21 protein-coding genes and 1 riboswitch are annotated in these 24,728 nt (G+C 67.0%); of the genes, 13 read left to right on the forward strand and 8 right to left on the reverse strand.

What is annotated here, in order from left to right:
* Positions 1 to 512: 512 nt before the first annotated feature.
* Complete coding sequence (locus N2K95_RS07905) at positions 513 to 1,553, reverse strand: glycosyltransferase (RefSeq protein WP_260653633.1); 1,041 nt, start codon at positions 1,551 to 1,553, stop codon at positions 513 to 515.
* Positions 1,554 to 1,649: 96 nt separating this feature from the next.
* Between N2K95_RS07905 and N2K95_RS07910 the strand changes: the two genes are divergently transcribed.
* The 3 genes from N2K95_RS07910 to N2K95_RS07920 all read left to right on the forward strand — a co-directional run bounded on the left by N2K95_RS07910 (position 1,650) and on the right by N2K95_RS07920 (position 6,192).
* A complete protein-coding gene (locus N2K95_RS07910; protein WP_260653634.1) occupies positions 1,650 to 1,883 on the forward strand; it encodes a zinc ribbon domain-containing protein in 234 nt (77 codons plus the stop codon).
* A gap of 300 nt (positions 1,884 to 2,183) precedes the next feature.
* On the forward strand, positions 2,184 to 3,815 hold the full coding sequence (locus tag N2K95_RS07915; RefSeq protein ID WP_260653762.1) for a ribonuclease J: 1,632 nt from the start codon (positions 2,184 to 2,186) through the stop codon (positions 3,813 to 3,815).
* A gap of 286 nt (positions 3,816 to 4,101) precedes the next feature.
* Positions 4,102 to 6,192: a transglycosylase domain-containing protein gene (locus N2K95_RS07920; RefSeq protein ID WP_260653635.1), complete on the forward strand. Its 2,091-nt coding sequence runs from the start codon at positions 4,102 to 4,104 to the stop codon at positions 6,190 to 6,192.
* 4 nt (positions 6,193 to 6,196) lie between these two features.
* On the opposite strand, the gene N2K95_RS07925 is transcribed toward N2K95_RS07920, so the two are convergent.
* A complete protein-coding gene (locus N2K95_RS07925) occupies positions 6,197 to 6,448 on the reverse strand; it encodes a hypothetical protein (protein ID WP_260653636.1) in 252 nt (83 codons plus the stop codon).
* Positions 6,449 to 6,579: 131 nt separating this feature from the next.
* Here N2K95_RS07925 and N2K95_RS07930 point away from each other — a divergent pair, with 131 nt between their 5' ends.
* Complete coding sequence (locus tag N2K95_RS07930) at positions 6,580 to 7,917, forward strand: alpha-amylase family glycosyl hydrolase (protein WP_260653637.1); 1,338 nt, start codon at positions 6,580 to 6,582, stop codon at positions 7,915 to 7,917.
* Positions 7,918 to 7,928: 11 nt separating this feature from the next.
* On the opposite strand, the gene N2K95_RS07935 is transcribed toward N2K95_RS07930, so the two are convergent.
* Together N2K95_RS07935 and N2K95_RS07940 are read right to left on the reverse strand one after the other, a co-directional pair.
* Complete coding sequence (locus N2K95_RS07935; RefSeq protein WP_260653638.1) at positions 7,929 to 8,678, reverse strand: SDR family NAD(P)-dependent oxidoreductase; 750 nt, start codon at positions 8,676 to 8,678, stop codon at positions 7,929 to 7,931.
* Positions 8,675 to 9,373, reverse strand: a complete 699-nt coding sequence (locus N2K95_RS07940) for a TetR/AcrR family transcriptional regulator (RefSeq protein WP_260653639.1) — start codon at positions 9,371 to 9,373, stop codon at positions 8,675 to 8,677. Before N2K95_RS07940 ends, N2K95_RS07935 begins: the two co-directional genes overlap by 4 nt.
* 323 nt (positions 9,374 to 9,696) lie before the next feature.
* Between N2K95_RS07940 and kdpF the strand changes: the two genes are divergently transcribed.
* The 6 genes from kdpF (at position 9,697) to N2K95_RS07970 (ending at position 17,475) form a co-directional block, all read left to right on the forward strand.
* Positions 9,697 to 9,786: a K(+)-transporting ATPase subunit F gene (gene kdpF, locus N2K95_RS07945; RefSeq protein ID WP_255792234.1), complete on the forward strand. Its 90-nt coding sequence runs from the start codon at positions 9,697 to 9,699 to the stop codon at positions 9,784 to 9,786.
* Entirely contained in the window at positions 9,786 to 11,447 is a 1,662-nt protein-coding gene (kdpA, locus tag N2K95_RS07950) for a potassium-transporting ATPase subunit KdpA (RefSeq protein WP_260653640.1), read from the forward strand. The genes kdpF and kdpA overlap by 1 nt, the downstream gene beginning before the upstream one ends.
* A 2-nt stretch (positions 11,448 to 11,449) precedes the next feature.
* On the forward strand, positions 11,450 to 13,600 hold the full coding sequence (gene kdpB / locus N2K95_RS07955) for a potassium-transporting ATPase subunit KdpB (protein ID WP_260653641.1): 2,151 nt from the start codon (positions 11,450 to 11,452) through the stop codon (positions 13,598 to 13,600).
* A 63-nt stretch (positions 13,601 to 13,663) separates the two neighbouring features.
* Complete coding sequence (gene kdpC, locus N2K95_RS07960; protein ID WP_260653642.1) at positions 13,664 to 14,272, forward strand: potassium-transporting ATPase subunit KdpC; 609 nt, start codon at positions 13,664 to 13,666, stop codon at positions 14,270 to 14,272.
* 3 nt (positions 14,273 to 14,275) lie between these two features.
* Positions 14,276 to 16,804, forward strand: coding sequence for an ATP-binding protein (locus N2K95_RS07965; protein ID WP_260653643.1), 2,529 nt, complete (start codon positions 14,276 to 14,278; stop codon positions 16,802 to 16,804).
* Complete coding sequence (locus N2K95_RS07970; RefSeq protein WP_260653644.1) at positions 16,801 to 17,475, forward strand: response regulator; 675 nt, start codon at positions 16,801 to 16,803, stop codon at positions 17,473 to 17,475. Before N2K95_RS07965 ends, N2K95_RS07970 begins: the two co-directional genes overlap by 4 nt.
* A 93-nt stretch (positions 17,476 to 17,568) precedes the next feature.
* Here the strand turns inward: N2K95_RS07970 and N2K95_RS07975 are convergent, their stop codons facing one another.
* On the reverse strand, positions 17,569 to 18,444 hold the full coding sequence (locus N2K95_RS07975; RefSeq protein ID WP_260653645.1) for a LysM peptidoglycan-binding domain-containing protein: 876 nt from the start codon (positions 18,442 to 18,444) through the stop codon (positions 17,569 to 17,571).
* Positions 18,445 to 18,447: 3 nt separating this feature from the next.
* A riboswitch (cyclic di-AMP (ydaO/yuaA leader) is annotated at positions 18,448 to 18,596 on the reverse strand.
* Positions 18,597 to 19,108: 512 nt separating this feature from the next.
* Between N2K95_RS07975 and N2K95_RS07980 the strand changes: the two genes are divergently transcribed.
* Positions 19,109 to 20,305 (forward strand): MFS transporter, encoded by a 1,197-nt coding sequence (locus N2K95_RS07980; protein WP_260653647.1) that lies wholly within the window; start codon positions 19,109 to 19,111, stop codon positions 20,303 to 20,305.
* Positions 20,306 to 20,377: 72 nt separating this feature from the next.
* Positions 20,378 to 21,400 carry a non-homologous end-joining DNA ligase gene (gene ligD / locus N2K95_RS07985; RefSeq protein ID WP_260653648.1) on the forward strand — a complete coding sequence of 341 codons (1,023 nt, stop codon included), beginning with the start codon at positions 20,378 to 20,380 and terminating at the stop codon, positions 21,398 to 21,400.
* Here the strand turns inward: ligD and N2K95_RS07990 are convergent.
* A complete protein-coding gene (locus tag N2K95_RS07990) occupies positions 21,397 to 21,624 on the reverse strand; it encodes a sulfurtransferase TusA family protein (protein ID WP_255792216.1) in 228 nt (75 codons plus the stop codon). The genes ligD and N2K95_RS07990 overlap by 4 nt on opposite strands.
* Before the next feature lie 30 nt (positions 21,625 to 21,654).
* Positions 21,655 to 22,707, reverse strand: coding sequence for a YeeE/YedE family protein (locus N2K95_RS07995; protein WP_260653649.1), 1,053 nt, complete (start codon positions 22,705 to 22,707; stop codon positions 21,655 to 21,657).
* A 268-nt stretch (positions 22,708 to 22,975) separates the two neighbouring features.
* On the opposite strand from N2K95_RS07995, the gene N2K95_RS08000 reads away from it, so the two are divergent.
* Positions 22,976 to 23,740 (forward strand): glycosyltransferase family A protein, encoded by a 765-nt coding sequence (locus tag N2K95_RS08000; protein WP_260653651.1) that lies wholly within the window; start codon positions 22,976 to 22,978, stop codon positions 23,738 to 23,740.
* Here the strand turns inward: N2K95_RS08000 and N2K95_RS08005 are convergent.
* On the reverse strand, positions 23,700 to 24,644 hold the full coding sequence (locus N2K95_RS08005; protein WP_260653653.1) for an alpha/beta fold hydrolase: 945 nt from the start codon (positions 24,642 to 24,644) through the stop codon (positions 23,700 to 23,702). The two genes, N2K95_RS08000 and N2K95_RS08005, sit on opposite strands and share 41 nt — an antisense overlap.
* Positions 24,645 to 24,728 lie beyond the last annotated feature (84 nt).

Genomic DNA, 24,728 nt, shown 5'->3' on the forward strand with positions numbered 1-24,728 from the left:
GTGCGGCGTGCAGGGGCACGGAGCCCGCGGCCGCCGGCACTTCAGCTGAATCCGAGCCCTGCCGGGCCCCGGGGGAGTCCCATGCCGGGTCCGGGAATCCCATCCCCGGTGCGGGAGGCCAAACCCGGCGCGGGAGGCCAAATCCAGCCTGGCTACTCCTTCGACCCGCCGTTAACCGTGGAGCTCCACGCTGCGCTATTCCGTAGGAGTGGGCCGGGCGTACTGACCCGCGGATCTAACCTGCTCTTGGAGAGCCCTTGCGCAGGGAATGTCCGCTCGCGCTCGCAGCACCGAAACCAACGCGCGACAGGAACCGCGACACGCACCTGACCAAGACAACCCGACCAAGGCAACCGGCCAACCCCCGAGCCAAACACCTCCAGGCGATCTACGGCCCTGACTCGGTGAGTTGCTCTCCCCAACACCACTAAGAGGTACTCCATAAACCCGGCAGCAAACCCCGCAGCAAGCCCCGCAGCGCTCGCAGCACGCGCTCGCAGGAACCCAGGGGCTTAGCCCAGCATTCGCCGTCGGATCCGGCGGACCGAATGCGCTGCAGTCTTCAGCCGCACACCGGAATACGGCACCCCGCCGCGCAGCCGCCACTGCACCGCGAGCCAGACACACACCGCCCGCTCGAGAATCCACAACGGAGCCCAAAGGGCCGACGTCGGCCCGAACACCTGCCGCCCGCCGTTGCGTCGGCGTCCAAATTCGGCCGCTGCGGCAACGGCAGCAGAAAGAGCCGCCAGTCGTCGAGGCCTGCGGGCGCTGCGCAAAAGCACCGGGAGCAGAGACAGCTCGGCAGCCAACCGCAGAGGCTGGGCCAGATCGTCATAGGCCTGGCGTACCCGCTGCCGGAAGAACTGCGACGTGGAGGAGGGAAGCCGGGCAACAAACAGGTCGTCGGCGCGCACCTCGGTTCCGCCGGCCGCACGGACAGTGCGCAACAGCTCGAGATTCTCGAACAATGCGTCCCCGCTGTAACCGCCCGTCCGCCGAAGCACCTCTGTCCGCACCGCGAGCGTTCCCGGGTAGTCGGCGCCGAACGCACGGTTCAGCAGGGTCCGGCCGGTGTCCCACCGGGCGTGCCACGGCAGGGGAGGGCGAGGGCGCACGGAAGACGGTACGGAGGACGGCAGCGACGAGCGCACGGGAGGCGGCGAAACAAAGTAGTTCTGCGGACGGACGACGTCGGCATCCCCCAGGAGGGCGCAGATTCTTTCCAGCTGCTCCGGGGTGTAGCGGACGTCGTCGTCGGCAATCACGAGGTATTCAGCCTCGGCCATGTCGACGCCGGTGAGGACGCCGTTGACTTTGCCGTTTCGGCACTCGGGGTGCCGGGGCCGGTAGTGGCCCACGCCGGCAGGGAAGGCCCGGGCGTGTGCCGCAAACAGCTCGTCGCCGGAGCCGTCCACCACCAGGACCCGGACATACGCACTGAGCAGGTCCAGATAGTCCGCCAACTCAGCCAGACCGGTGTCCGCGCTCCATTTCAGCGGCAGCAGATACTCCAGGTGCGGAGGGTCCAAACGCGGAGAACGGTCGTCCATGCGGGAAAGATATCCACCCCGATCATTGCTAAGCAACCTTAGTAAAGCCCGCGTGTCCCCGTTCCCCGGCCTGCCCCCGGGACGTAGGCTGGTCGGATGTTCGTGCTCATTGGATTCAAAACCGTGCTCCGCACCCTCTTCTCCCGCCCCGCCACCTGCCAGTACTGCGGTGTCTACGCGGAGCAGCAGGTGGAGGAACGTGCCAACCGCCTGACGCTCTTCTTCGTCCCGATCTTCACCACCAGCCGCCGCTATGCGTTTACCTGCACCAACTGCGGCCGCAGCACAGGGATCAACCGGTCGCAGAAGAACGCGCTCCAGCGGGCCTGAGGGCCGGCAAAAGCAGCACCGAAAGCCGCCCGCACGTCTCCGCCGATCACCCGCAGGATCCCCGCCGAAGCACCCTGAGACTCTCCGGGAGAGCCCGGTGTCCCCGGCGCGCCGGAAAAGTCAATAGAATGAAAGAAGCACAACAGCTGCCGGCCCTGTTCTGGCCGCACCACAGACTTCCGGAATGCCGCCGTACGGCTGCCGTTCCACCTGCAAATCCCATCCCCGACGAAAGAACCCTCATCCGTGAATAGAACACCTGCCGTCCTGAAAGCCCCCCGGGAACTAGCCAAGGGAACCATGCGTGTCATGAACCTCGGCGGCCTTGGCGAAATCGGCAGGAACATGACCGTTTTCGAATTCGACGGCAAGCTGCTGATCGTTGACTGCGGCGTGCTCTTCCCCGAAGAAGAACACCCGGGCGTAAACCTGATCCTGCCTGATTTCACTGCCATCCGCGACCGTCTGCAGGACGTCGTCGCCGTGGTCCTGACGCACGGCCACGAAGACCACATCGGCGGCGTGCCGTACCTGCTGCGTGAGCGCTCCGATATCCCCATTGTCGGCTCCAAGCTGACCCTGGCCTTCATCGAAGCCAAGCTGAAGGAACACCGGATCAAGCCCAAGCTGATCCAGGTCAAGGAAGGCGACCGCCGCACCATCGGCGGCTTCGACCTTGAGTTCCTCGCCGTGAACCACTCCATCCCCGACGGCCTGGCCATCGCCATCCGCACGGCCGCCGGCATGGCGCTGCACACCGGCGACTTCAAGATGGACCAGTTCCCGCTTGACCGCCGCATCACCGACCTCACCGGCTTCGCCCGGCTCGGCGTGGAGGGCGTGGACCTGTTCCTCACCGACTCCACCAACGCCGAGGTTCCCGGCTTCATGGCCTCGGAAAAGGAACTGGCCCCGGCCATCGACACGGTGTTCCGCACCGCGCCGCGCCGCATCATCGTTTCCAGCTTCGCCAGCCACATCCACCGCATCCAGCAGGTCATCGACGCGGCATCGCGCTACAACCGCAAGGTCTCCTTCGTGGGCCGCTCGATGATCCGCAACATGACCATCGCCGAGGAACTGGGCTACCTGAACATCCCCAAGGGCATCTTGGTGGACTTCAAGTCGCTGCAGCGCACCGATGACCACAAGGTGGTGCTGATCTGCACCGGTTCGCAGGGTGAGCCCATGGCCGCGCTGTCCCGGATGGCCAACAAGGACCACCAGATCCGCATCCACGAGGGCGACACCGTGCTGCTGGCCAGCTCGCTGATCCCGGGTAACGAGAACGCCATCTACGGCATCATCAACAACCTGACCAAGATCGGCGCCAACGTGGTGCACAAGGGCAACGCCAAGGTGCACGTCTCCGGCCACGCCAGCGCCGGCGAACTCGCCTACTGCTACAACATCGTCAAGCCGCGCAACGTGATGCCGGTGCACGGCGAATGGCGCCACCTCAAGGCCAACGGAGCCATTGCGGTGGAGACCGGCATGGATGCACGCGACGTCGTCATCGCGGAAAACGGCATGACCGTTGACCTGCGCCGCGGCCGGGCAACGATCTCCGGCAAGCACCAGGTGGACCTGGTCTTCGTGGATGGCGACAGCGTCGGCCACACCACCGAGGAAACCTTGAAGGAACGCATGCAGCTGGCCGAGGAAGGCGCCGTAACGGTGCTGGCCCTGGTCGATGCCGACACCGGCACCATCGCCGAGCCGGCTGAGTTCTTCACCAAGGGCTTCACCGTCAAGTCCGAGGACCTGGGCAAGGCGGAGGAGGCGGTGGAGAAGGCCCTGGCCAACGCCGCCACCGGCCGCGGACCGAAGGGCGAGGAGCTCGAAGACGTCATTGAACGCGCCGTCGCCAACTGGATGCGCCGCTTCTACAACCGCACCCCGGCGATCACCGCGATTGTCGTCGACGCCTAAAGAGCCGTTCATGTGAGGCGCCCGCCTCACCGCAGGGGAGGGGCCGCCGTCGAATATTCGACGGCGGCCCCTCCCTTTGCTATGCGGGTTTCGTGTGATTTTATTCTCTGCGTAACACGGCTCCCGTGCCCGTCGGGTTCTCCGCCGCAGACCAGAAGCCTGCTCCGCTTCCCAGTAACGGCGCGGATTTCGCGGGTCCTGCAGGCCATGCACACATCCGCGCGTTATACCTTTCGGCACAGGGACGGTCAAGAGGCCTCACAGGCAGTGTCGATAAATTGGGCGAATGCGTCCCCCCACATCCTCATTCTTCCGGAAACTCTCCGTGCCCGGACGGCTCGTTGCGTTCTTCCTCGTCAGCGTGCTTGCCGGCGTGCTGGCAGCCGGCACCCTGATTCCCATTGCTGCTGTGGCGGCCACGGGAACGGATATGGCCGTTGGAGTGCTGGACCAGCTGCCGGATGAGCTGGAAACCGGCCCCCTGGACCAGGGATCGAAGATCTACAGCGCCGACGGCGTCCTGCTGGCCACGTTCTATGCCCAGAACCGGGTTCCGGTAGAGCTGGACGAGATCTCGCAGAGCATGCAGGATGCGATCGTCTCCATTGAGGATGCGCGCTTCTATGAGCACAACGGCATCGACTTCAAGGGCATTGCCCGCGCCGTTGCCTCCAACGTGTCCGGCTCGGACACGCAGGGCGCCTCAACCCTGACCATGCAGTACGTCAACAACGTGCTCATCAGCCGGGACATCGCCTCCGGCAAGGGCGGCAGCGACCTCACGCTCAGCGGCACCAAGGACCTGGGTGACAAACTCCGGGAAGCCAAGCTGGCCGTGGCAGTGGAAAAGGAGTACTCCAAGGAGGAAATCCTGGAGGGGTACCTGAACATTGTGCTCTTCAGCGGCCAGACCTACGGGGTTGAAGCAGCCGCGCGCAGCTTCTTCGGCATCTCCGCCGCGGAACTGACACCGGCGCAGTCGGCCATGCTGGCCGGCATGGTGCAGTCACCCAGCCGCTTCAACCCGTTCACCAACCCCGAAGCCACGAAGGCGCGCCGGGACACCGTGCTTGCCGCCATGCTGAAGAACGACAAGATCAGCCAGGCGGAGTATGACGAGGCAGTGGCCTCCGGACTGGACCTGAACCCGCAGACAGTGGTCTCGGGCTGCACCGGAGCCGAGATGGCCCAGTACTTCTGCAGCTATGTGGAACAGACGGTCCTGCAGTCCGAGGCCTTCGGTGCCGACGTCAAGGACCGGGCCAAGCTCCTGGCCCGGGGCGGGCTGACCATCAGGACCACGCTGGACTCCCGGCTGCAGTCGCAGGCTCAGAAGCAGATCGAGGCACAGGTTCCGGTGGGGGACGCCTCCGGCGCCGGCTCCGCCATCGTCTCCGTGGAACCGGGCACGGGCAAGATCCTGGCCATGGCACAAAACACCGAGTACACCCCGGAGCTTGGCAACGGAAAAACCCAGCTGAACTTCAATGTGGACGCGGACATGGGTGGAACCCCCTACGGGTTCCAGCCCGGCTCGACCATGAAGCCTTTCACCACCGCCGCCTGGTTGGCGGCCGGCCACAAGCTCAGCGACACCATCGACGCCACGCGTACGTCCTACCCGGCCGGCTTCGACTGGAAGGCCAGCTGCCTCGGCTCGAATGCGGAGTTCGATGAATGGAAATTCAAGAACGCCTCAGAGGGCTATGAAAAGAAAATGACGGTGGCCGAGGGCCTGACGCAGTCCGTCAACACCGCCACCGTGGCCCAGGCAGCCCAGCTCGACCTCTGCGACATCCGCGATACCGCCACCAGCATGGGCGTGCACCGGGCCGTCGACGGGGAACCGCTGGAGGTCACCAGCCCGTCCTTCGTCCTGGGCGGCCAGGAAGTCTCTCCGCTGACCATGGCCTCGGCCTATGCCACCTTCGCCAGCGGCGGCGAGTACTGCACACCCACCGCGATCACGGAGGTCACTGACGCCTCCGGCAACGATTACGACGTCGCCGGCGGGGAATGCACCCGCGCCATCAGTGCGGACGTGGCCGCTGCCGTGACGCAGCCGCTGCAGAAACTGGTCGAGGGCTCCCCGGGCAGTATCCACCCGATCGGCGTTCCGGCAGCGGCCAAGACCGGCACCACCGACATGTCCGAGCAGACCTGGACCGTGGGCTACACCACCGGCATTTCCACCGCGTCCTGGGTGGGCAACTGGAACTCGTACTCCACGTTGAACAACCAGTCGATCAACGGCGTGACCCGTTCCTACGTTGACGGCTCCGCCATCGCCGGCGCGCAATGGACCGAGTACATGAGCGCGGCCGCCAAGCTGTACGAGGCGAAGGACTTCCCCTCGGTCCCGGCCCGCCTGCGCTAGGGCGCTAGATGCACGTGCCGGTGTAGGGATCGCACAGGGACTGCCCGGTGGGGACGGCGGCAACGCCGTCGCCGCCGGAAACCAGCCGGAGCGCACCCATCTCTTCCAGTTCGGTCAGCACATTCAGGGTCTGCACCCCGCCCAGGTCAAACTCCTCGGCAATGTCCTGCGGCTGGACCCGGCCGTAGCGGGCCACATAGTCAATGACCCGCTGCCGGGTGGAAAGCTGGATGTTTTCATCGGCTGTTGAGGCCATGGTGTCCTTCTCTTTCTGCGGTTGGTTCTCCTGCTTTAAGCGCAGCCGGCCGGGAGGAAATTCCCGAAGGTAAGCGTGCTGATGGCAGACTGTAAGGGGCATTACTCCACCACGCGAAGGGAAGAAACCGTATGACGACGCCGGACTGGGTGGATCACGTGGTGTGGTGGCAGGTCTACCCGCTGGGCTTCGCCGGCGCCGAGAAGGCGGCTCTTCCGGAGCAGGCCCCCGTGCAGCACGGGCTGGCGAAGCTGGTCCCGTGGCTGGATTACCTCGTGGAGATGGGCGCCTCCGGGCTCGCCCTCGGGCCGGTGTTTGCCTCCGAGACCCACGGGTACGACACCACGGACTACTACCGCATCGACCCTCGGCTGGGCGACGACGCAGATTTCGACGAACTGGTGACGCAGGCGCACGCCCGCGGAATCCGGGTCCTGCTGGACGGCGTCTTCAACCACACCGGCCGCTCCTTCGCACCCTTCCGGCAGGCGCTGGAGCAGGGCCCGGAGGCGGCGACGGCGGACTGGTTCGGCATCACCTGGCCGCAGGGCTGGACACCAGGGACCGAACCGGACTACGCGGACTTCGAGGGCCACCACCACCTGGTTGCCCTGAACCACGCCGAGCCGGCCGTGGCGGACTTCGTGGCCGACGTGATGAAGCACTGGCTGCGCCGCGGCGCGGACGGCTGGCGCCTGGATGCCGCCTACGCCGTGCCGTCGTCGTTCTGGGCCGCCGTGCTGGACAATGTGCGCAGCGAGTTCCCCGAAGCTTATTTCGTCGGGGAGTACATCCACGGCGACTATCCGGCGGACGTGCTCGCCGGCCAGCTGGATTCCGTGACCCAGTATGAACTGTGGAAGGCGGTCTGGAGTTCCCTTGCCGAGGCGAACTTCTACGAACTGGCGGCCGCACTGGAGCGGCACAACACCTTCCTGGACACCTTCGTTCCGCTGACGTTCATCGGCAACCATGACGTGACCCGCATTGCCAGCCGGCTGGACCCCTCCGGCAGGCTGGCACACGCGCTGGTGCTCCTGTTCACCCTGCCGGGCACTCCGGTGGTCTATTACGGCGACGAGCAGGGGTACCGCGGCATCAAGGAAGACCGCGCCGGGGGAGACGACGACATCCGTCCGTCCTTCCCCGCTTCGCCGGACGAGCTCTCGGCGGTCGGGCAGCCGCTCTACCATCTGCACCAGGAACTGATCGGGCTGCGGCGCCGGCACCACTGGGTGCATGCCGCCCGCACCCGGGTACACACACTGGCCAACGAGCAGCTCGTCTACGAGGTGTACGACGCCGGCCACTCGCTCTTCGTGGCCATGAACCTCGCGGACACCTCGGTCACCGTGCAGGTGCCGGCCGCCGCCCGGGACGTCCTCGCCGGTGCAGGCGGGCTGGACGGAACGGGCGGGCGGCTGGCTCTGCAGGCGCTGGGCTGGGCCGTTCTCGGCCCTGCGTCTTAGTACAGCTTGGCCTAGTACAGCTTGATGGTGCCGCCGTCGGCCATGAGGGTCTGGCCGGTCAGGTACTGCGAATCCTCGCTGGCAAGGAAGACGACGATGGGGGCAATGTCCGTTTCGGGATCGCCCAGGCGGCCCAGCGGGACGCCGTCGACAACTTCCTGGTAGGCCTCCGGGAACGCCTTGCTCCACTGGACAATGCCGGGAGTGAGCGCGACGGGGGAGACGACGTTCACGCGGATGCCGTCCACGGCCCATTCATTGGCCGCGGTGCGGGAGATGGCGCGGATGGCTTCCTTAGCCGCTGCGTAGGCCACCTGGTTCGGCAGGCCCTTGATACCGGCGCCGGAGCCGAAGTTGATGATGCTGCCGCGGGTCTTCTTCAGCTCCGGGTAGGCGGCGCGCATCAGGTGGAAGGTCGCCATGGTGCCCGTGTTGAAGGACAGGTCCCAGATCTCCGGCGTGGTTTCCATGATGGGTGCCTGCTTGGAGGCGTGCGCGTTGTTGACCAGGATGTCCAGGCCGCCGAAGCGCTCCACGGTTTCGGCCACGATGGCTGCGGCGTTTTCGGCCAGCGAGATGTCCTTGGCAATGAAGATGACCTCTCCCTTGCCCTCCAGATCGGCCAGGAGCTTGTCGCCCTGCGCCTGGTCGATGTCCACTACTGCCACCTTGGCGCCCTCGGCGAGGAACCGCCGGACAATGCCCTGGCCGATGCCGCCGGCGCCTCCGGTGATGATCGCGGTCTTGTTGTTCAGTTTCATTTGCTTCCTTCCGTAAAACCGGACGGTTTGTCAGCGTCCGGAGCTTTGTTGAGGTTCTGTTCGACGCCGGCAATGAAGTTCGCGACGAAGAACTCCAGTGACCGGCGCGAGTCCGGATAGCTGATGCCCCGGGCCTGGAACCGGGCTGCCTGCGGATGCTCCACTGCATCGTCCGCGGTCCAGCGGCTATGCCCGGCTGCTGCCTGCCCGGACTTCTCCGGTGCCCCGGAATGTGCCGCCGTCGTGATGGCAGCCGTGCCGATCACGGCCGCCGAGATGCCCAGCAGGCAGTCAAAGCCGTCTTCTTCACTGAGGCCGGCGGAGCGCAGGCGGGTAAGGACCAGTTCCACCTCGGCCGGCGTTGCCATGTTCACGAGCCGCCGCGGAGTCAGGACAATGCGCAGCAGCCAGGGGTGCGCCGTGAAGGCACGCCATTGGGCGTCGGCCAGATGTTCGAGGGTTTCCTGCCAGCCCAGGCCGCGTCCCGGCAGGAGCGCGTAATCCCCGGCCGCGGCCTCGGCCATCAGCAGCAGCAGGGCACTGCGGTCCGCCACATGGCGGTAGAGCGCCATGGCGGAAACCCCGAACTCAGCCGCCACCCGGCGCATGGATACCGCATCCAAACCGTCCGCGTCAGCGATGCGGACGGCGGCCGCAGCTATAGCAGCGGGGCTGAGGGGCAGGTTCCGGGACAAGGTGTGTTCCTTCGGTGGGCGTCAGTTTACAGTGTATACCGGCCCGGGCGGCGCTCCGGGGCAGACCCGGAAGACGAGGTCATAAAACGCCCGGTACATGCATTCCGTAAGGGTTTGGCACCCCTGCGTGAGGGAAACGTGAGGATGGTCATCCGGGCGCCGGCGGAGGCATCTAATCGAATGCGGCACAAGGTGTGCCCGTGCTGCCAGTGGCGGCACGCTGACCGGCTGGGGGCAATTCCCGTGCTTGATGTTCTATTTGTGGTGGGCTTCGCAGGGCTTTTCGCTGCGTTTGTCCTGATGGCCGGGGCGGTGGAAAAGCTGTGATCGTTTTCAACGTCCTGGCGCTCTGCCTCGGGGTGGCCGCCGCCGGCTACCTCCTGGTTGCTCTTATCCGCCCGGAGCGGTTCTGATGGGCGGGTGGGTAACGGTTGCGCAGGCCCTTAGCCTGGTGGTCCTGCTTGCTGCGGTCTACCGGCCGCTCGGCGACTACATGGCCCGGCTCTACTCCTCCGAAAAGCACCTCCGCGTGGAGCGCGGCTTCTACCGCCTGGCCGGAGTGGACGGTTCCTCCGGCCAGGCCTGGCAGAGCTACCTGCGCGGCGTCCTGGTGTTCTCCGGAGCGAGCATGCTCCTGCTCTACCTGCTCCAGCGCGTCCAGCCGCTGCTGCCGGGCTCGCTCGGACTTCCGGCGGTGCCCGAGGCCCTGTCCTTCAACACGGCGGCGTCCTTCGTGGCCAACACCAACTGGCAGTCCTACTCGCCGGAAGTGACCATGGGCTACGCGGTGCAGATGCTCGGCCTCGCTGTGCAGAACTTCCTCTCGGCAGCCGTGGGACTGGCCGTGGCCGTGGCATTGATCCGCGGCCTGGCCGGACGCAACTCATCCACCATCGGCAACTTCTGGGTGGACCTGACCCGCGGCGTGCTGCGGCTGCTGCTGCCCGGGGCAGTCCTGGGTGCGATGGTGCTGATGATCGGCGGCGTGATCCAGAACTTCAACGGCTTCACCTCGGTCACCAACCTCATCGGCGGCACCTCTACCATCCCCGGCGGGCCGGTGGCCTCCCAGGAAGCCATCAAGCTGCTGGGCACCAACGGCGGCGGCTTCTTCAACGCCAACTCCGCCCATCCGTTTGAGAATCCCAGCGGGTGGACCAACCTGGTGGAGATCTTCCTGATGCTCGTTATCCCGTTCAGCCTGCCCCGCACGTTCGGCACCATGGTGGGGGACCGCCGGCAGGGGTACGCCATCCTGGCGGCCATGGCTGCAATCTTCACGGTGTCGCTGGCCGCGATGACGGCCTTCGAATTCGGTGCCGCGGACGGTGCAGCCGGTTCCATGGAAGGAAAGGAACAGCGGTTCGGCATCGCCGCGTCCACGCTCTTCGGCTCGACCAGCACCCTGACATCCACCGGTGCGGTGAACGCCATGCATGACAGCTTCAGCCCGCTGGGCGGCATGATGGCCATGCTGAACATGATGCTCGGCGAAGTCGCCCCCGGCGGCGTCGGCTCCGGACTCTACGGCATGCTGATCCTGGCAATCATCACCGCCTTCGTGGCCGGCCTCCTGGTGGGACGCACCCCGGAGTACCTCGGCAAGAAGATCGGTCCGAAGGAAATCAAACTCGCCAGCCTGTACATCCTCACCATGCCGACCCTGGTCCTGGCGGGAACTGCGTTGAGCTTCGCGGTCCCGGGCATCCGGGCCGACATCGAGGGCACCTCCATCCTGAACACCGGACTCCACGGGTTCAGCGAGGTCCTGTACGCCTTCACGTCCGCGGCCAACAACAACGGCTCCGCGTTCGCCGGGCTTACGGCCAACACCCCGTGGCTGAACACGGCACTCGGCGTGGCCATGCTCGTGGGACGCTTCCTGCCGATGATCTTCGTGATCGCCCTGGCCGGAGCCTTTGCCGAGCAGGGCAAGGTCCCCGCCTCGGCCGGCACCCTGCCCACCCACCGGCCGCAGTCCGTGACGCTGCTGTGCGGCGTCACCGTGATCGTGACCGCCCTGACCTTCTTTCCCGTACTCGCGCTGGGTCCCCTGGCGGAAGGACTGCAATAACCATGTCCACACTTACCAAACCCCTGGAGTCCGAAGCGGCCCCGGCACCGGCTCCTGCCGCCCGCGGCATCACCGCTGGATCGCTGGCCGCCGCCCTGCCCGGAGCCTTCCGGAAAATGGACCCGCGGCTGATGGTCCGCACCCCGGTGATGTTCATTGTCGAAATCGGAGCCGTCCTGATCACTGCAATCGCCGTCGCCGAACCCTTCCTCGGCGGTCCGCAGGATTCCGGCGGCACCCCCGTTCCCGGCGCGTTCTCCTGGCTGATCGCCGGCTGGCTCTGGGCCACCGTCATTTTCGCCAACCTCGCTGAAGCGGTGGCCGAGGGCCGCGGCAAGGCGCAGGCTGCCAGCCTGCGCAACAGCCGGGCCACCACCACCGCCTACCGGGTGGAGGGCTACGACTCCGGCCGTGATCCCGCCGCCCTCGGGGCCGCCGTCTCAGAGGTCCCCTCGGCCGATCTGGGCCTGGACGACGTGGTGGTGGTCGTAGCCGGGCAGATCATTCCCGGCGACGGCGACATCATTGACGGCATTGCCTCGGTGGACGAATCGGCAATCACCGGCGAATCCGCCCCGGTGGTCCGCGAATCCGGCGGCGACCGCTCGGCCGTCACCGGCGGCACCCGCGTCCTGTCGGACCGGATAGTTGTCCGGATCACCAGCAAACCCGGTGAAACCTTCGTGGACCGGATGATCCGGCTCGTCGAAGGTGCCGCACGGCAGAAGACGCCCAACGAGATTGCGCTGAATATTCTCCTGGCCACCCTGTCCCTGGTCTTCATCGTGGTGGTGCTGACGCTCAACCCGCTGGCCGGCTACTCGTCTGCCACGGTCAGCATCCCGGTCCTGGTGGCCCTGCTGGTCTGCCTGATCCCCACGACCATCGGCGCGCTGCTTTCCGCCATCGGCATTGCCGGCATGGACCGCCTGGTCCAGCGCAATGTCCTGGCCATGTCCGGCCGCGCCGTGGAGGCCGCCGGTGACGTCACCACGCTGCTGCTCGATAAAACGGGCACCATCACGTACGGCAACCGCCAGGCCGCCGGGTTCATCCCGATCAACGGCACCGAGAGCACCGACCTGATCGACGCCGCCGTGCTGTCCTCCTTCGGTGATCCCACCCCGGAGGGCAAGTCGGTGGTGGAGCTGGCTGCCGCGAAGGGCTGCCGGCCGGAACCGCCGGCGGGCTCCGTGAGTGTGCCGTTCACTGCCCAGACGAGGATGAGCGGCATGGACTTCCCCGACGGAGCGAAGATCCGCAAGGGAGCGTCCTCGGCCATCCTGGACTGGACCGCCGAATCCGGCGGAATAGAGGTGGACGTCCTGATGGCCGTCGAGGACCAGGTCAAGAAGATCTCCACCGGGGGCGGCACTCCGCTGCTGGTGGCGGTCCGGGACGCCGACGGCGGCACCCGGGTGCTCGGCGTCGTCCACCTCAAGGACGTGGTTAAGGAGGGTCTGAAGGAACGCTTCACCCAGCTGCGGGCCATGGGCATCCGCACCGTCATGATCACCGGCGACAACCCGTACACCGCCAAGGCCATTGCCGCCGAGGCGGGAGTGGACGACTTCCTCGCCGAAGCCACCCCCGAAGACAAGATGGCCCTGATCCGCCGCGAACAGGCCGGCGGGCACCTGGTGGCGATGACCGGTGACGGCACCAACGACGCCCCGGCACTGGCCCAGGCCGACGTCGGGGTGGCCATGAACACCGGCACCTCCGCGGCCAAGGAAGCCGGCAACATGGTGGACCTGGACTCGGACCCCACCAAGCTGATCGACATCGTCGGCATCGGCAAACAGCTGCTCATCACCCGCGGCGCGCTGACCACCTTCTCCATCGCCAACGACATTGCCAAGTACTTCGCCATCATCCCGGCCATGTTCGTAGGCGTCTTCCCGGGCCTGGCCGCGCTGAACCTGATGCAGCTGCATTCGCCGGCCTCGGCCATCCTCTCCGCGGTGATCTTCAACGCGGTAATCATCGTGGCACTGATTCCGCTGGCGCTGCGCGGCGTGAAGTACCGGGCCGCCGGATCCTCCTCGATCCTCAGCCGCAACCTGCTGATCTACGGGGTGGGCGGAGTGATTGCTCCGTTCATCGGGATCAAGCTCATCGACCTCCTGATCAGCCTGATCCCGGGGTTCTGACATGGCATCCATCATCCGCATCCACCTCATCAAACGCAGCACGTCCCTTACAAGGAGCAGGAAATGAACCCCGTCCGCAGCAGCATGCGCCAGCTTGGCGTCTCCCTCCGCGTCCTGGCGGTGCTCACGCTCGTGCTCGGCGTCGGATATCCGCTGGCAGTGGCCGGAATCGGCCAGGCCGCACTGCACGGCCGGGCCAACGGCTCGATGGTCAGCAGCGGCGGCAGCGACGTGGGTTCGGAGCTGATCGGCCAGTCCTTCACGGACGCCGACGGCGCGGCCCTGCCCCAGTGGTTCCAGTCCCGGCCCTCCGCGGCCGGCGACGGGTACGACGGCGGGGCCTCCAGCGGTTCCAACCTCGGCCCCCTGAGCGAGGACCTGGCCGCCGCCGTGGCGGAGCGCCGGGGGACCGTGGCAGAGCTGGAAGGTGTGGCTCCGGAAGATGTCCCCGCCGATGCCGTCACGGCATCGGGTTCGGGGCTGGATCCGCACATCAGCCCCGAATACGCCCGGATGCAGGTGGACCGGGTGGCGCGGGAACGCGGCCTGGAACCGGAGCAGGTCTCTGCCCTGGTCGACGACGCCACGCAGGCCCCGTTCGCCGGAATTCTCGGCAGCAGCACCGTCAACGTGTTGCTTTTGAACATTTCGCTGGCGGAGCTGGACACTTAGTCCATGACGCGAGGACAGCTAAGGGTTTTTCTGGGGGCGGCACCCGGTGTGGGCAAAACCTACGCCATGCTCGAAGAGGGGCGCCGCCTCCGGGACGAGGGATCCGACGTCGTCGTCGCGCTGGTGGAAACGCACGGACGCGCCGGGACGGCCGCCGTGGCCGAGGGCCTGGAGACTATCCCGCGCGCGGTCCTGCGGCACCGGGGGCTGGAACTGCAGGAGATGGACCTGCCCGCGGTCCTGGCGCGGGCGCCCGAATATGCGCTGGTGGACGAACTCGCCCATACCAACGTGCCCGGGGGAAAGCACGAAAAGCGGTGGCAGGACGTGCAGGCCCTGCTTGACGCCGGGATCAACGTCCTGTCCACCGTGAACATCCAGCATATTGACTCCTTGAACGACGTGATCGAGCAGATCACCGGCACTCTGCAGGCCGAAACCGTGCCGGACGCCGTCCTGCGCGGCGCCGAACAGGTGGAGCTGGTGGACCTCACTCCGCAGTCGCTACGGGGCCGCCTGGCCGACGGCGTCATTTACCCCGCCGAACGGGTCGACGCCGCCCTGTCCAACTATTTCCGCCTCGGAAACCTGACGGCCCTGCGCGAGCTGGCCCTGTTGTGGCTGGCCGACGAAGTGGACTCGGCGCTGAACCGCTACCGCGAAGAGCATGGCATCAGCCGCAAATGGGAGGCACGGGAGCGGGTGGTGGTGGCGCTCACCGGCGGCCCCGAGGGTCGCACCCTGCTGCGCCGCGGAGCACGTATTGCAGCCCGGTCCGCCGGCGGTAAGCTGCTGGCCGTGCACGTCTCCGGCGCCGACGGACTGCGCGGACCGGAACCGGGGGAGCTGGCTTCGCAGCGGCTCCTGGTGGAGAAGCTCGGCGGCAGCTTCCACCAGGTGGTGGGAAACGACGTTCCGCGGGCGCTGGTGGACTTTGCCCGCAGCGTCAACGCCACCCAGCTGGTGGTGGGTGTCAGCCGGCGCCCCCGGATCGCGGCACTGCTGTCCGGGCCGGGAATCGGGGCCACGGTTATCCGGGAGTCCGGGGACATCGACGTGCACATGGTCTCCCACTCGGCGGCCGCCCGCACCCTGGTGCTGCCGCATTTCGGCAGTGCCCTCTCGGTGCGCCGGCGCCTGCTCGGCTTCGGCTTCGCCCTGGTGGGCGGGCCGCTGCTCACCGCCGGGCTGGTGTCCGTGCGCAGCGCCGAAACCATCACCGGCGACGTGCTCAGCTACCAGCTCCTGGTGATCCTGGTGGCCCTCGTCGGCGGCATCTGGCCGGCGCTGTTCGCCGCCCTGCTCTCGGGCCTGACCCTGGATTTCTTCTTCATTTCTCCGCTCTATACCGTCACCGTGGCCACCCCGTCCCACATGCTGGCGCTGGGGCTATACATCGTCAACGCCATGCTCGTGAGTTACGTGGTGGATGCCGCCGCCCGGCGGGCCCGAACCGCCCGGCGCTCGGCGTCGGAATCCGAACTGCTGGCCTCGGTGGCCGGCAGCGTGCTGCGCGGGGAGGACGCACTGGGTGCCCTGGTGAGCCGGACCCGCGAGGCCTTCAACGTCAGCGCCGCACGCATGCGGTCCGAGGGCGAAGACCTGTACGCCGACGGCGACTGGCCGGCGTCCGTCACGCCCGACGACCCGGCCTTCACCCGGTTGCCGGTCGGGGAGCGTTGCTTCCTGGATTTGTGGGGCCGCGAACTGGCGGCGTCGGACCGGCGCCTGCTGGCGGTCATTACCGCCCAGCTGGAGGCAGCGCTGGAGCACCGGGAACTGACCGAAACCGCTCGGGGACTGGGCTCGCTGGCTGAAGCGGACAAGGTCCGCACGGCGCTGCTGGCCGCCGTCGGGCATGACCTGCGCCGTCCGCTCACGGCCGCAACGGCCGCCGTCACCAGCCTGCGGGCGACGGACGTCACCTGGTCCGAGCAGGACCGGAACGAACTGCTGGCCACCGCCGAGGAATCCCTCGCCTCCCTGTCCGGACTAGTCACCAGCCTGCTGGACGTCAGCAGGCTGCAGGCCGGCGTCGTCGGGGTGAGCCTGGAGCCGCTGAACGTCGCCGATGCGGTGCTGCCGGCGCTCGAGGAGCTGGAACTGGGCCCGGCGGAGGTGGAACTCGAAATCCCTGCTGCACCGCGCGTGGTCCTGGCCGATCCTGTGCTCCTGCAGCGGGTGCTGGTCAACCTGCTGGCCAACGCGGTGCGCTTCAGCCCGGAAGGAATCAGATGCGTGCTGTCGGTCAGTGAGTTCGCCGGGCGGGTGGAAATCCGCGTCATAGACTCAGGACCGGGCGTTCCCGAACAGCGGCGGGGGGAAATTTTTGTTCCGTTCCAGCGGCTGGGGGACATCGACAACTCCACCGGGCTCGGCCTCGGGCTGGCCCTGGCCAAGGGATTTACGGAAGGAATGGGCGGAACACTGGAAACTGAAGACACCCCCGGCGGCGGACTGACCATGGTCCTCTCACTGCCGGTTGCCGCACCCCGCATCCCCGCGGGCGGACTGTCGGCGGTGGCAGGATGAAGATCCTGGTCGCCGACGACGACGTACAGATCCTCCGGGCACTGCGGATCACCCTGAGCGCGTACGGATACGAGGTGGTGACCGCGGAAAGCGGAAGCGCCGCCATCCGTAAGGCGGTGGACACCCATCCGGACCTGCTGGTGCTGGACCTGGGCATGCCGGGACTGAGCGGGATGGACGTCATTGAAGCCGTGCGCGGCTGGAGTGCCGTGCCGATCCTGGTGGTGTCCGGTCGGATCGATCCGGCGGACAAGGTCCGGGCACTGGACCTCGGAGCGGACGACTACGTCACGAAGCCCTTCTCCACCGAAGAACTGCTGGCCCGGATCCGTGCGTTGTCGCGCCGGTCCCCGTCCACGGCGGGGCCCAGCGAAATCACTTTCGGGGCGGTGCGGGTGGATCTGGCGGCGCGGCGGATCGCCCGGCTCGACGACGGCTCGGACATCCGCCTCACCCCCACCGAGTGGCGGTTCCTGGCGGAGCTGCTCGCCCATCCGGGGATGCTGATCACCCAGCAGACGCTGTTGACCAATGTCTGGGGTCCGGGCACCACGGACTCCGGCTACCTGCGCCTGTACATCGGGCAGCTGCGGCGGAAACTGGAGAGTGACCCGGCTGCTCCGGCGCACCTGCTGACCGAACACGGCATGGGGTACCGGTTTGTGCCCTGACTCTGCCGGTGCAGGGCCTGCCCGTTAACGCAATGAGCGCCCGGCCCCTAACGGGGGCGGGCGCTCATCTTTGCACGTTGGGGCTAGGAAGCCTTATGCGCGGTAGAACACGGGGCCGGAGCCGACGTTGACGGACTGGACAACCGTCTGGTTGCCGTTCCAGCCGCTGTGGATGGCTTCGCCGTTGCCTACGTAGATGGCAATGTGGGCCAGGCCCATGCCGCCGTCGGCGTAGAAGACCATGTCACCGGGCTCCGGGGTGGAGACCTGGGTGCCGTAGGCGGCCAGCTGTGCGGGACCGAGGTCTCCCACGTTGTGGCCTGCGGCGCGCAGGGCAACCTCAACCAGCACGGTGCAGTCCTGGGCTGCGCCCAGCTGCGACTGAGCCGAAGCCAGCATGATGGCGTTGGTGCCGGAGGCAGCGGGAGCGGAGAATGACGTTCCCTGCGTGGTGACGACGCCGAGGTTGGCGGCCTCAGCCGGTGCGGCTGCGGCGGCCGGTGCGGCAACCGGTGCGTAGGACGCAGCGGGTGCAGCGGCAATCGCCGGAGCGGCCTCGCCGGCAACGGTGATGACATCACCGGGGTAGATCACTGAGGCCAGGGACAGGCCGTTCAGGGACAGCAGGGTGTCCAGGCCGACGCCGTAAGCGGCGGAGATCTGGCCCAGGGTGTCACCGGAGACCACGGTGTGGGTGGCGGCAGCAGCTGCGGGGGCAGCGGCCGGAGCGGCAGCAACGGGAGCGGCCGGGGCAACCGGAGCAACAGCCTGTGCAGGGGTGTAGTTGTCGTTGGCGACAACACCGGCGGAGGCCGGAGCAGCCATGCCGAGCATGAGGCCGGAACCGGCCACTACTACAGCAGCGGTGCTTCCGATGGTGCGGCCGCGGCCTGCAACGGCCTGTGCGATGGTGGTGCGGGCGTCGATGTTCTCGGCGCGGTGGCGTCCACGAGTCTTGTTGAAAGTCATGTAATAACCTCTCCCGATACCTGCGAGGTGAGCTGTCGGATTCGGATGGGAGACACCCGGCCGCCGGTGGAAACCGGTCGGCTTAACCCCAAGGATTCAAGGAACCCGTAAATGGTTCCCCCGCCTCTGCCGTGGTTGTGCGATCTGTGGACCCCGGGACCAGCGGCAGAGCTAGGTAACAAGCCCGGGGGAGCCGCATCAGAAAGCGGCATGGGTATAACCGTACTGGATAGTTACGGTTGGATAACCATTATGTGATCTGCTTCTCTTGGGCGTGTGATCGGGGGCGCGGTATGCTACTCGATTTGCCCGTCACCTGCCACTTCGCACAACATTCAACTCGATTTTAACAAGGTTCGCCGGCCCATCCCAACTTCGGACAATGTGCAGGTGAAATCCCTGTAATCCCGTGGGTAACAGGGGCACCAGGGAACAGCACTCCGGGGGCTTCCCCTCCGCTGTTCGGGGCCGAAAAAACAGGCGCGGTTACGGAAGTGGCGCCTGGGTTCCCATGCACCCCAGCAGCATCATCACGAAAAGGAATGTGCCCGGGATCACGAAAAGCGGCGCTGCTTTGCGCGCCCTAGCCGCGTCCGGCTGCGCGTAGAATTGTTAGGCAGCCTTTCAATATGGGGCGGCAGATGTCGACAAACAGGAGTGAGCAGTGGCTGGCAGCGGTTCGAAATTATGGACCAGGGGATTTGTGCTGGCGATCATCACCAATCTCTTTATTTCACTGGTGTTTTATCTGTTGATGACCACCATGGCGCTTTACGCGGTGCAGGAGTTCGCCGCCTCGGACGGCGCGGCCGGATTCGCCTCCGGGTCCTTCGTCCTCGGCGCCCTCGCGGCGCGCGTGTTTGCGGGTAAGTTCCTGGACTTCGTAGGACGCCGACGCCTGCTGGTGATCAGCCTCGCGGTCTTCGTGGCCGCTTCGCTGCTCTACATTCCGGCCTCGAACCTGGCTCTGCTGCTGGCCGTGCGGATACTGCACGGCATGGCCTTCGGTGCGGCGAGTACGAGTATCTCCGCCTCGGTCATGGGGCTCATTCCCGTACACCGGCGCGGTGAGGGAACCGGCTATTTCGGTATCTCCACCACCCTGGCCACGGCAATCGGCCCCTTCCTGGCCGTGTTCCTGGTGAACTCCGTCAGCTACCGCGCCCTGTTCCTGTTCGCCGCCGGCTGTGCCGCCGTCGCCCTGGCGCTCTCCCTGGTGCTGCGGCTGCCTGAACGCATACCCGGCCCCGAGGAACAGAAGAACAAGTGGCGGATGCACCTGACGGACATCATCGATCCGTCCGCACTTGCCATCGCCTCGGTGATGTTCATTGCCGGTGCGGCGTACGCAGGCATCCTGTCCTTCCTCAACTCCTACGCGCAGAGCGAAGGCCTGGCGCTCGGCGCCAGCCTCTTCTTTGTGGTCTACGCCGGCGTTGTGCTGGTCTCGCGGCTCTTCGTAGGACGCATCCAGGACCGGCACGGCGACAACGCCGTGGTCTACCCGACCCTGGTGTCCTTTGCCGTCGGCCTGGCCCTCCTGGCCTACGCCCCGAATGACATGGTGATGGCGGCGGCCGGAATCTTCGTGGGCTTCGGTTTCGGTGCCCTGATGCCGTGTGCCCAGGCGATTGCCGTGAGCATGGCGCCGGCTGCCAGGATCGGCCTGGCCACCTCCACCTTCTTCATCCTGATGGACGCGGGCGTGGGCCTCGGCCCGCTGCTGCTGGGTGCGCTCCTGCCGTTCACGGGCTTCCACGGAATGTACTGGGTGCTCGCCGCCGTCCTGCTGGCGTCCACCGTGCTCTACTACTTTGTGCACGGCCGGAAGAACTACCGCCCCGGCACACCGGTGGAGTAAGCCCCCGGGTGTTCCGGCCGGCTGACACGGTAACCTCTTTCCCACACGGCTCCGTCAAGGGAAAGCAGCACCATGGCACGCGAGGAAACCACCCTGACCGTCCCCGGCCCGGAAGGGGATCGGCAGGTCCGCATCTCCAGCCCCGGCCGGGTCATCTGGCCTGATCCCGGCATCACCAAACTGGATCTGGCCCGTTATTTCGCGGAAGTCGGTGATGCTTTCATCCGGGCCAACGGCGGGCGGCCCGTCTCGCTGGAGCGGTTCCCGGAGGGCATCGGCGGGGAAGTCTTTTTCTCCAAGAACCCGCCGCGCGGCATGCCGGACTGGATGCGCTCGGTCACCGTCACGTACCCCAGCGCCCGGTCGCACCCGCAGGTGGTGCTGGACGAGCCGGCCGCCGCGGTGTGGGCCGCGCAGATGAACACGGTGGTGTTCCATCCCTGGCCCTCGCGGGCGGACAACACGGACAACCCGGACCAGCTGCGCATTGACCTGGATCCCCAGCCGGGCACGGACTTCGACGACGCCGTCCGGCCGGCCCAGGAACTGCGGTCCATCCTGGCCGAGGCCGGATTGGAGGCGTTCATCAAGACCTCGGGCAACCGCGGCATCCACCTGTTCGCCCCGATCCGGTCGGACTATGAATTCCTGGACGTCCGGCACGCCGTCATCGCCGCGGCCCGGGAGGTGGAGCGCCGGATGCCGGACAAGGTGACCACGGCCTGGTGGAAGGAAGAACGCGGCGAACGCGTGTTCGTGGACTTCAACCAGGCCAACCGTGACCGCACCATGGCCGGCGCCTACAGCCCCCGGGCACTCCCGAACGCACCCGTCTCCTGCCCCGTCGCGTGGGAGGAGCTGGAGCGGGTGCATCCTGCAGACTTCACCATGCAGACGGTTCCGGAGCGCCTGCGGACTATAGGGGATCCCTGGGCGGACATGGCCGCCCGGCCGGGGTCCATCGACGTCCTGCTGGGCTGGTGGGAGCGGGACCTCGCCAACGGGCTGGGCGAGCTGCCCTTCCCGCCGGACTATCCGAAGATGCCGGGGGAGCCGCCCCGGGTCCAGCCCAGCCGGGCCCGCCGGAAGGATTAGGCCTTCTGCACCGTGATCGACCACTCGGCCGGGCCGCGCTTGGAGAAATCCGTGACCGGGTAGCCGCTCTCGGCTGCCCAGCGCGGAATCGCATCCGTGGCCTGGGTGCAGTCAAAGTGGATGACGAGTTCGTCGCCGTTCGTCAGCGTTGTCATGGCCTGCTTGGCCTCCACGAGGGGGAAGGGGCAGACGGATCCGTTGGTTTCCAGGGTGACCTGTGCCATGGTGTGTTTCCTTTTCTAGCTTGGAGGGGATTAGACGCCGGCGGGGACGCGTGCGGAGGCAGGCGCCGGCCGGCGGTTCATGATGGTGAGCTTCGCGGCGACGCCGGTGCCGAGGATCATGAAGATCAGCGCGGTCCAGCCCTGGAAGGTGAACTGGGCAGTCTGCACCATTGCGTTGCCGATGGTGCAGCCGCCGGCCAGCGCTGCGCCGATGCCCATCAGGGCACCGCCGCCGAGGCTCTTTACTGCCGTGGCGGCGTCGGGCACCCGGACCCGGAATTCGCCGCTGCCCTTGGCTGCAATGAAGGAGCCGAGCAGGATGCCGATGACCAGGTACACGCCCCAGTCCACCAGTTCCGCATCACCGGTCACCAGGTAGCTGACCAGCTTGGAGGACGGGGTGGTGATGCCCAGGCCGTCCTCACGGCCGGTGGCCCAGCTCAGCGGCCACGCAGCCGTGGCGATAAGGCCGATGACGACGGCGGTGGCGAAGGCGTTCCACGGCTTTTCAAACAGAAGGTGCGCCAACCCGGTCTTCGATGCCGGCAGGGCCGCCATTGTGAATTTGGGCTTGGCCAGGTGATGCCGGACGGCCAGCGCCACGGCCGCCACGAGCACCGCCACCAGCAGCCACGGTGAGATTCCCAGGACGGAGTAGAAGTTGCTCTGCTCCACGGTGACGGACCGCATGGCCGTGTTGAAGCCGGCCAGGGGACCGGTCTTCATGACCGCGGCGAACAGGGCGTAGGAGATCAGTGCGAGCCAGCTGCCGACCAGGCCTTCGCCGGCGCGGTAGTAGGTTCCGGTGGCGCATCCGCCGGCCAGCACGATGGCGAAACCGAAGATGAAGCCGCCCACGATGGTGGCCAGCCAGGGAAATGCCTCGGCCTGCAGGGTGATGATGCCTGCGGCGTCCAGCGCGAAAACGCCGACGCTCTGCACGGCCACCACCACGAGGAAGGCGGTGAGCCATCGGGTATTGCGCGTGACCCAGACGTCCCGGAAGGCGCCGGTGACGCAGAATCTGCCGCGCTGCATAACGAACCCGAGCGCCAGCCCGACCAGCAGGCCTGAAATAAGCATGGAAACTGCTCCTAGGGGAAAAGAGGATTCCGCGGCAGGATGCCGCGGCTATGCAACGCTAGTTGGGCCGGTTTCCCGCCGCCAAGGAATGTGGCCCAGCATGTCTGCGGGTTAAGCCGCGTGACGGCGGGCTGGACGAAGGACGGTCCGGGATGCACCGTTGCCCGCTTCGCTGGTCCGGCCGGTCCCCGCTGCCCGTGCCATGGCCGGAGAAGGGACGCGGTGGCAGAATCGGAGGGCAGGCAGCACAACCGGCAGCCAGGACGCGATGTCGACCATCACAGTGGTGATCCCCTCCCATAACGACGCCGCCATGCTTGCCGCCTGCCTGCGGGCGGTGGCCCGGCAGACCCGGCCGCCGGACGAGGTGCTGGTGGTGGACAACGCCAGCACCGACGCGACGCCGGATGTCTGCCGGGCGGCGGGAGTCCGCAGGATCTACGAGCCGGAGGTGGGGGTTGCCTCCGCGACCTTCCGCGGCTTTGATGAGGCGCGCGGGGAATGGCTGGCTCGGCTGGACGCTGATTCGGTGCCGCCGCCGCACTGGCTGGCACGGCTGGAGGCGGACCTCCTCGCCGCGGGGGAAGACACCGCGGTGACCGGACCGGGGGAGTTCTACGGTTCCGGCCCGGTGATCCGGTGGATAGCCCAAACCCTCTACATCGGCGGCTACCGCTGGTCCATGACCCTGCTGCTGGGACATCCGCCCCTCTTCGGCTCCAACTTCGGCCTGCACCGCAGCATGTGGAACCGCTTGCGGGGCCGGGTGCACCGGGGTAATCCCCGGGTGCATGATGACCTCGACCTCTGTTACCAGCTCCGTCCCGGGATGCGGGTCCGCTGGGACCGGGACCTGCGCGTGGGTGTCTCGGCCCGGCCGTTTGGTACGTGGCGGGGGCTGGGCCGGCGGCTGGCCATGGCCTACGCCACCTTAAGGGTCGACTTCGAGCAGGAGCCGCCGTGCCGGCGCAGGCGGGACCGGCTCCGCGGCTTCAGGCGGCGGAACCGAAAAGGCGCAGCAGGTCGCGCGTGAACTGGTAGGGCGATTCCTCGCTGGGGCTGTGCCCGCTGCCGTAGGCGGCAAACGACGCACCGATATCGGCGGCAAAGTCCCGGTGCAGCCGCAAGGGCCAGACATCATGCTCGCCGACGGCCACGAACTTCGGCACGCCGGCAGCGGCCAGCGGGGTCCGCAGGTCCGGGGCATGGCGCATCAGTCCCACCATGTCCCGGATCGAATCCTTCCGGGTCAGCGTGAACCGGTGGGCAACCAGCGCCATCCGCCCGGGGGACGCATGGATGAAATTGCGCTGCACACCCCAGACAATCAGGTCGGCACTGATCCTGTCTCCGACCAGGGGAGAAGCCCAGCCGATGCGGCTCACCCCGCGGAAACTCTGCCCGCCCCGGGGCGGGCAGCCGAGCAGGGTGATGCTGCGGAACAGGTCCGGCCGCTGGAGCAGTGTCAGCTGGGCAACGATGCCGGCAAAGGAATAGCCGACCACGTGGGCCGGGCCGTAGGCGGACAGCACTGCCGCGAGATCGCCCGTGAACAGGGCGTAGTCGTACCGGGGGCGCGGCGGGCACAGGTGCTCCGGGCCGGCGTCGGCGGATTCGTACTGGCCGGCAAGATCGAAGGTGAAGGCGAAATACCCTGCAGCTGCAAGCTCCGGCAGCATCAACGAGAAGTCCTCCTTTGACCCCATGGCTCCGGGCACGAGGACCACCGCAGGCCCGCCCGGGTCTCCCATGCTCACGGCAGCCAGCGGCCCGCTGGGGGCCGGGAACCGCGAACGGACCGCACCGTCCGGAAGTGCGAACCAGTCGACGTCGCCCAGTTCCGCGTCGCGGAGGGCTGCAGGATCCGCCGTCGCGGGCGGTACGGTGCGTCCCCTGCCGGGAGACCCTTTGCCAGCGAACCTCCCGCGTATCACCATGGCTAAAAGATAACCGTCAAACCATTTGCCGTCGCCTGTTCCGGTGCCCCGGACCGCGGTGTCCGGCCATTTGCCCGGGACGCG

Source organism: Arthrobacter zhaoxinii, assembly GCF_025244925.1.
GTDB classification, from domain to species: domain Bacteria; phylum Actinomycetota; class Actinomycetes; order Actinomycetales; family Micrococcaceae; genus Arthrobacter_B; species Arthrobacter_B zhaoxinii.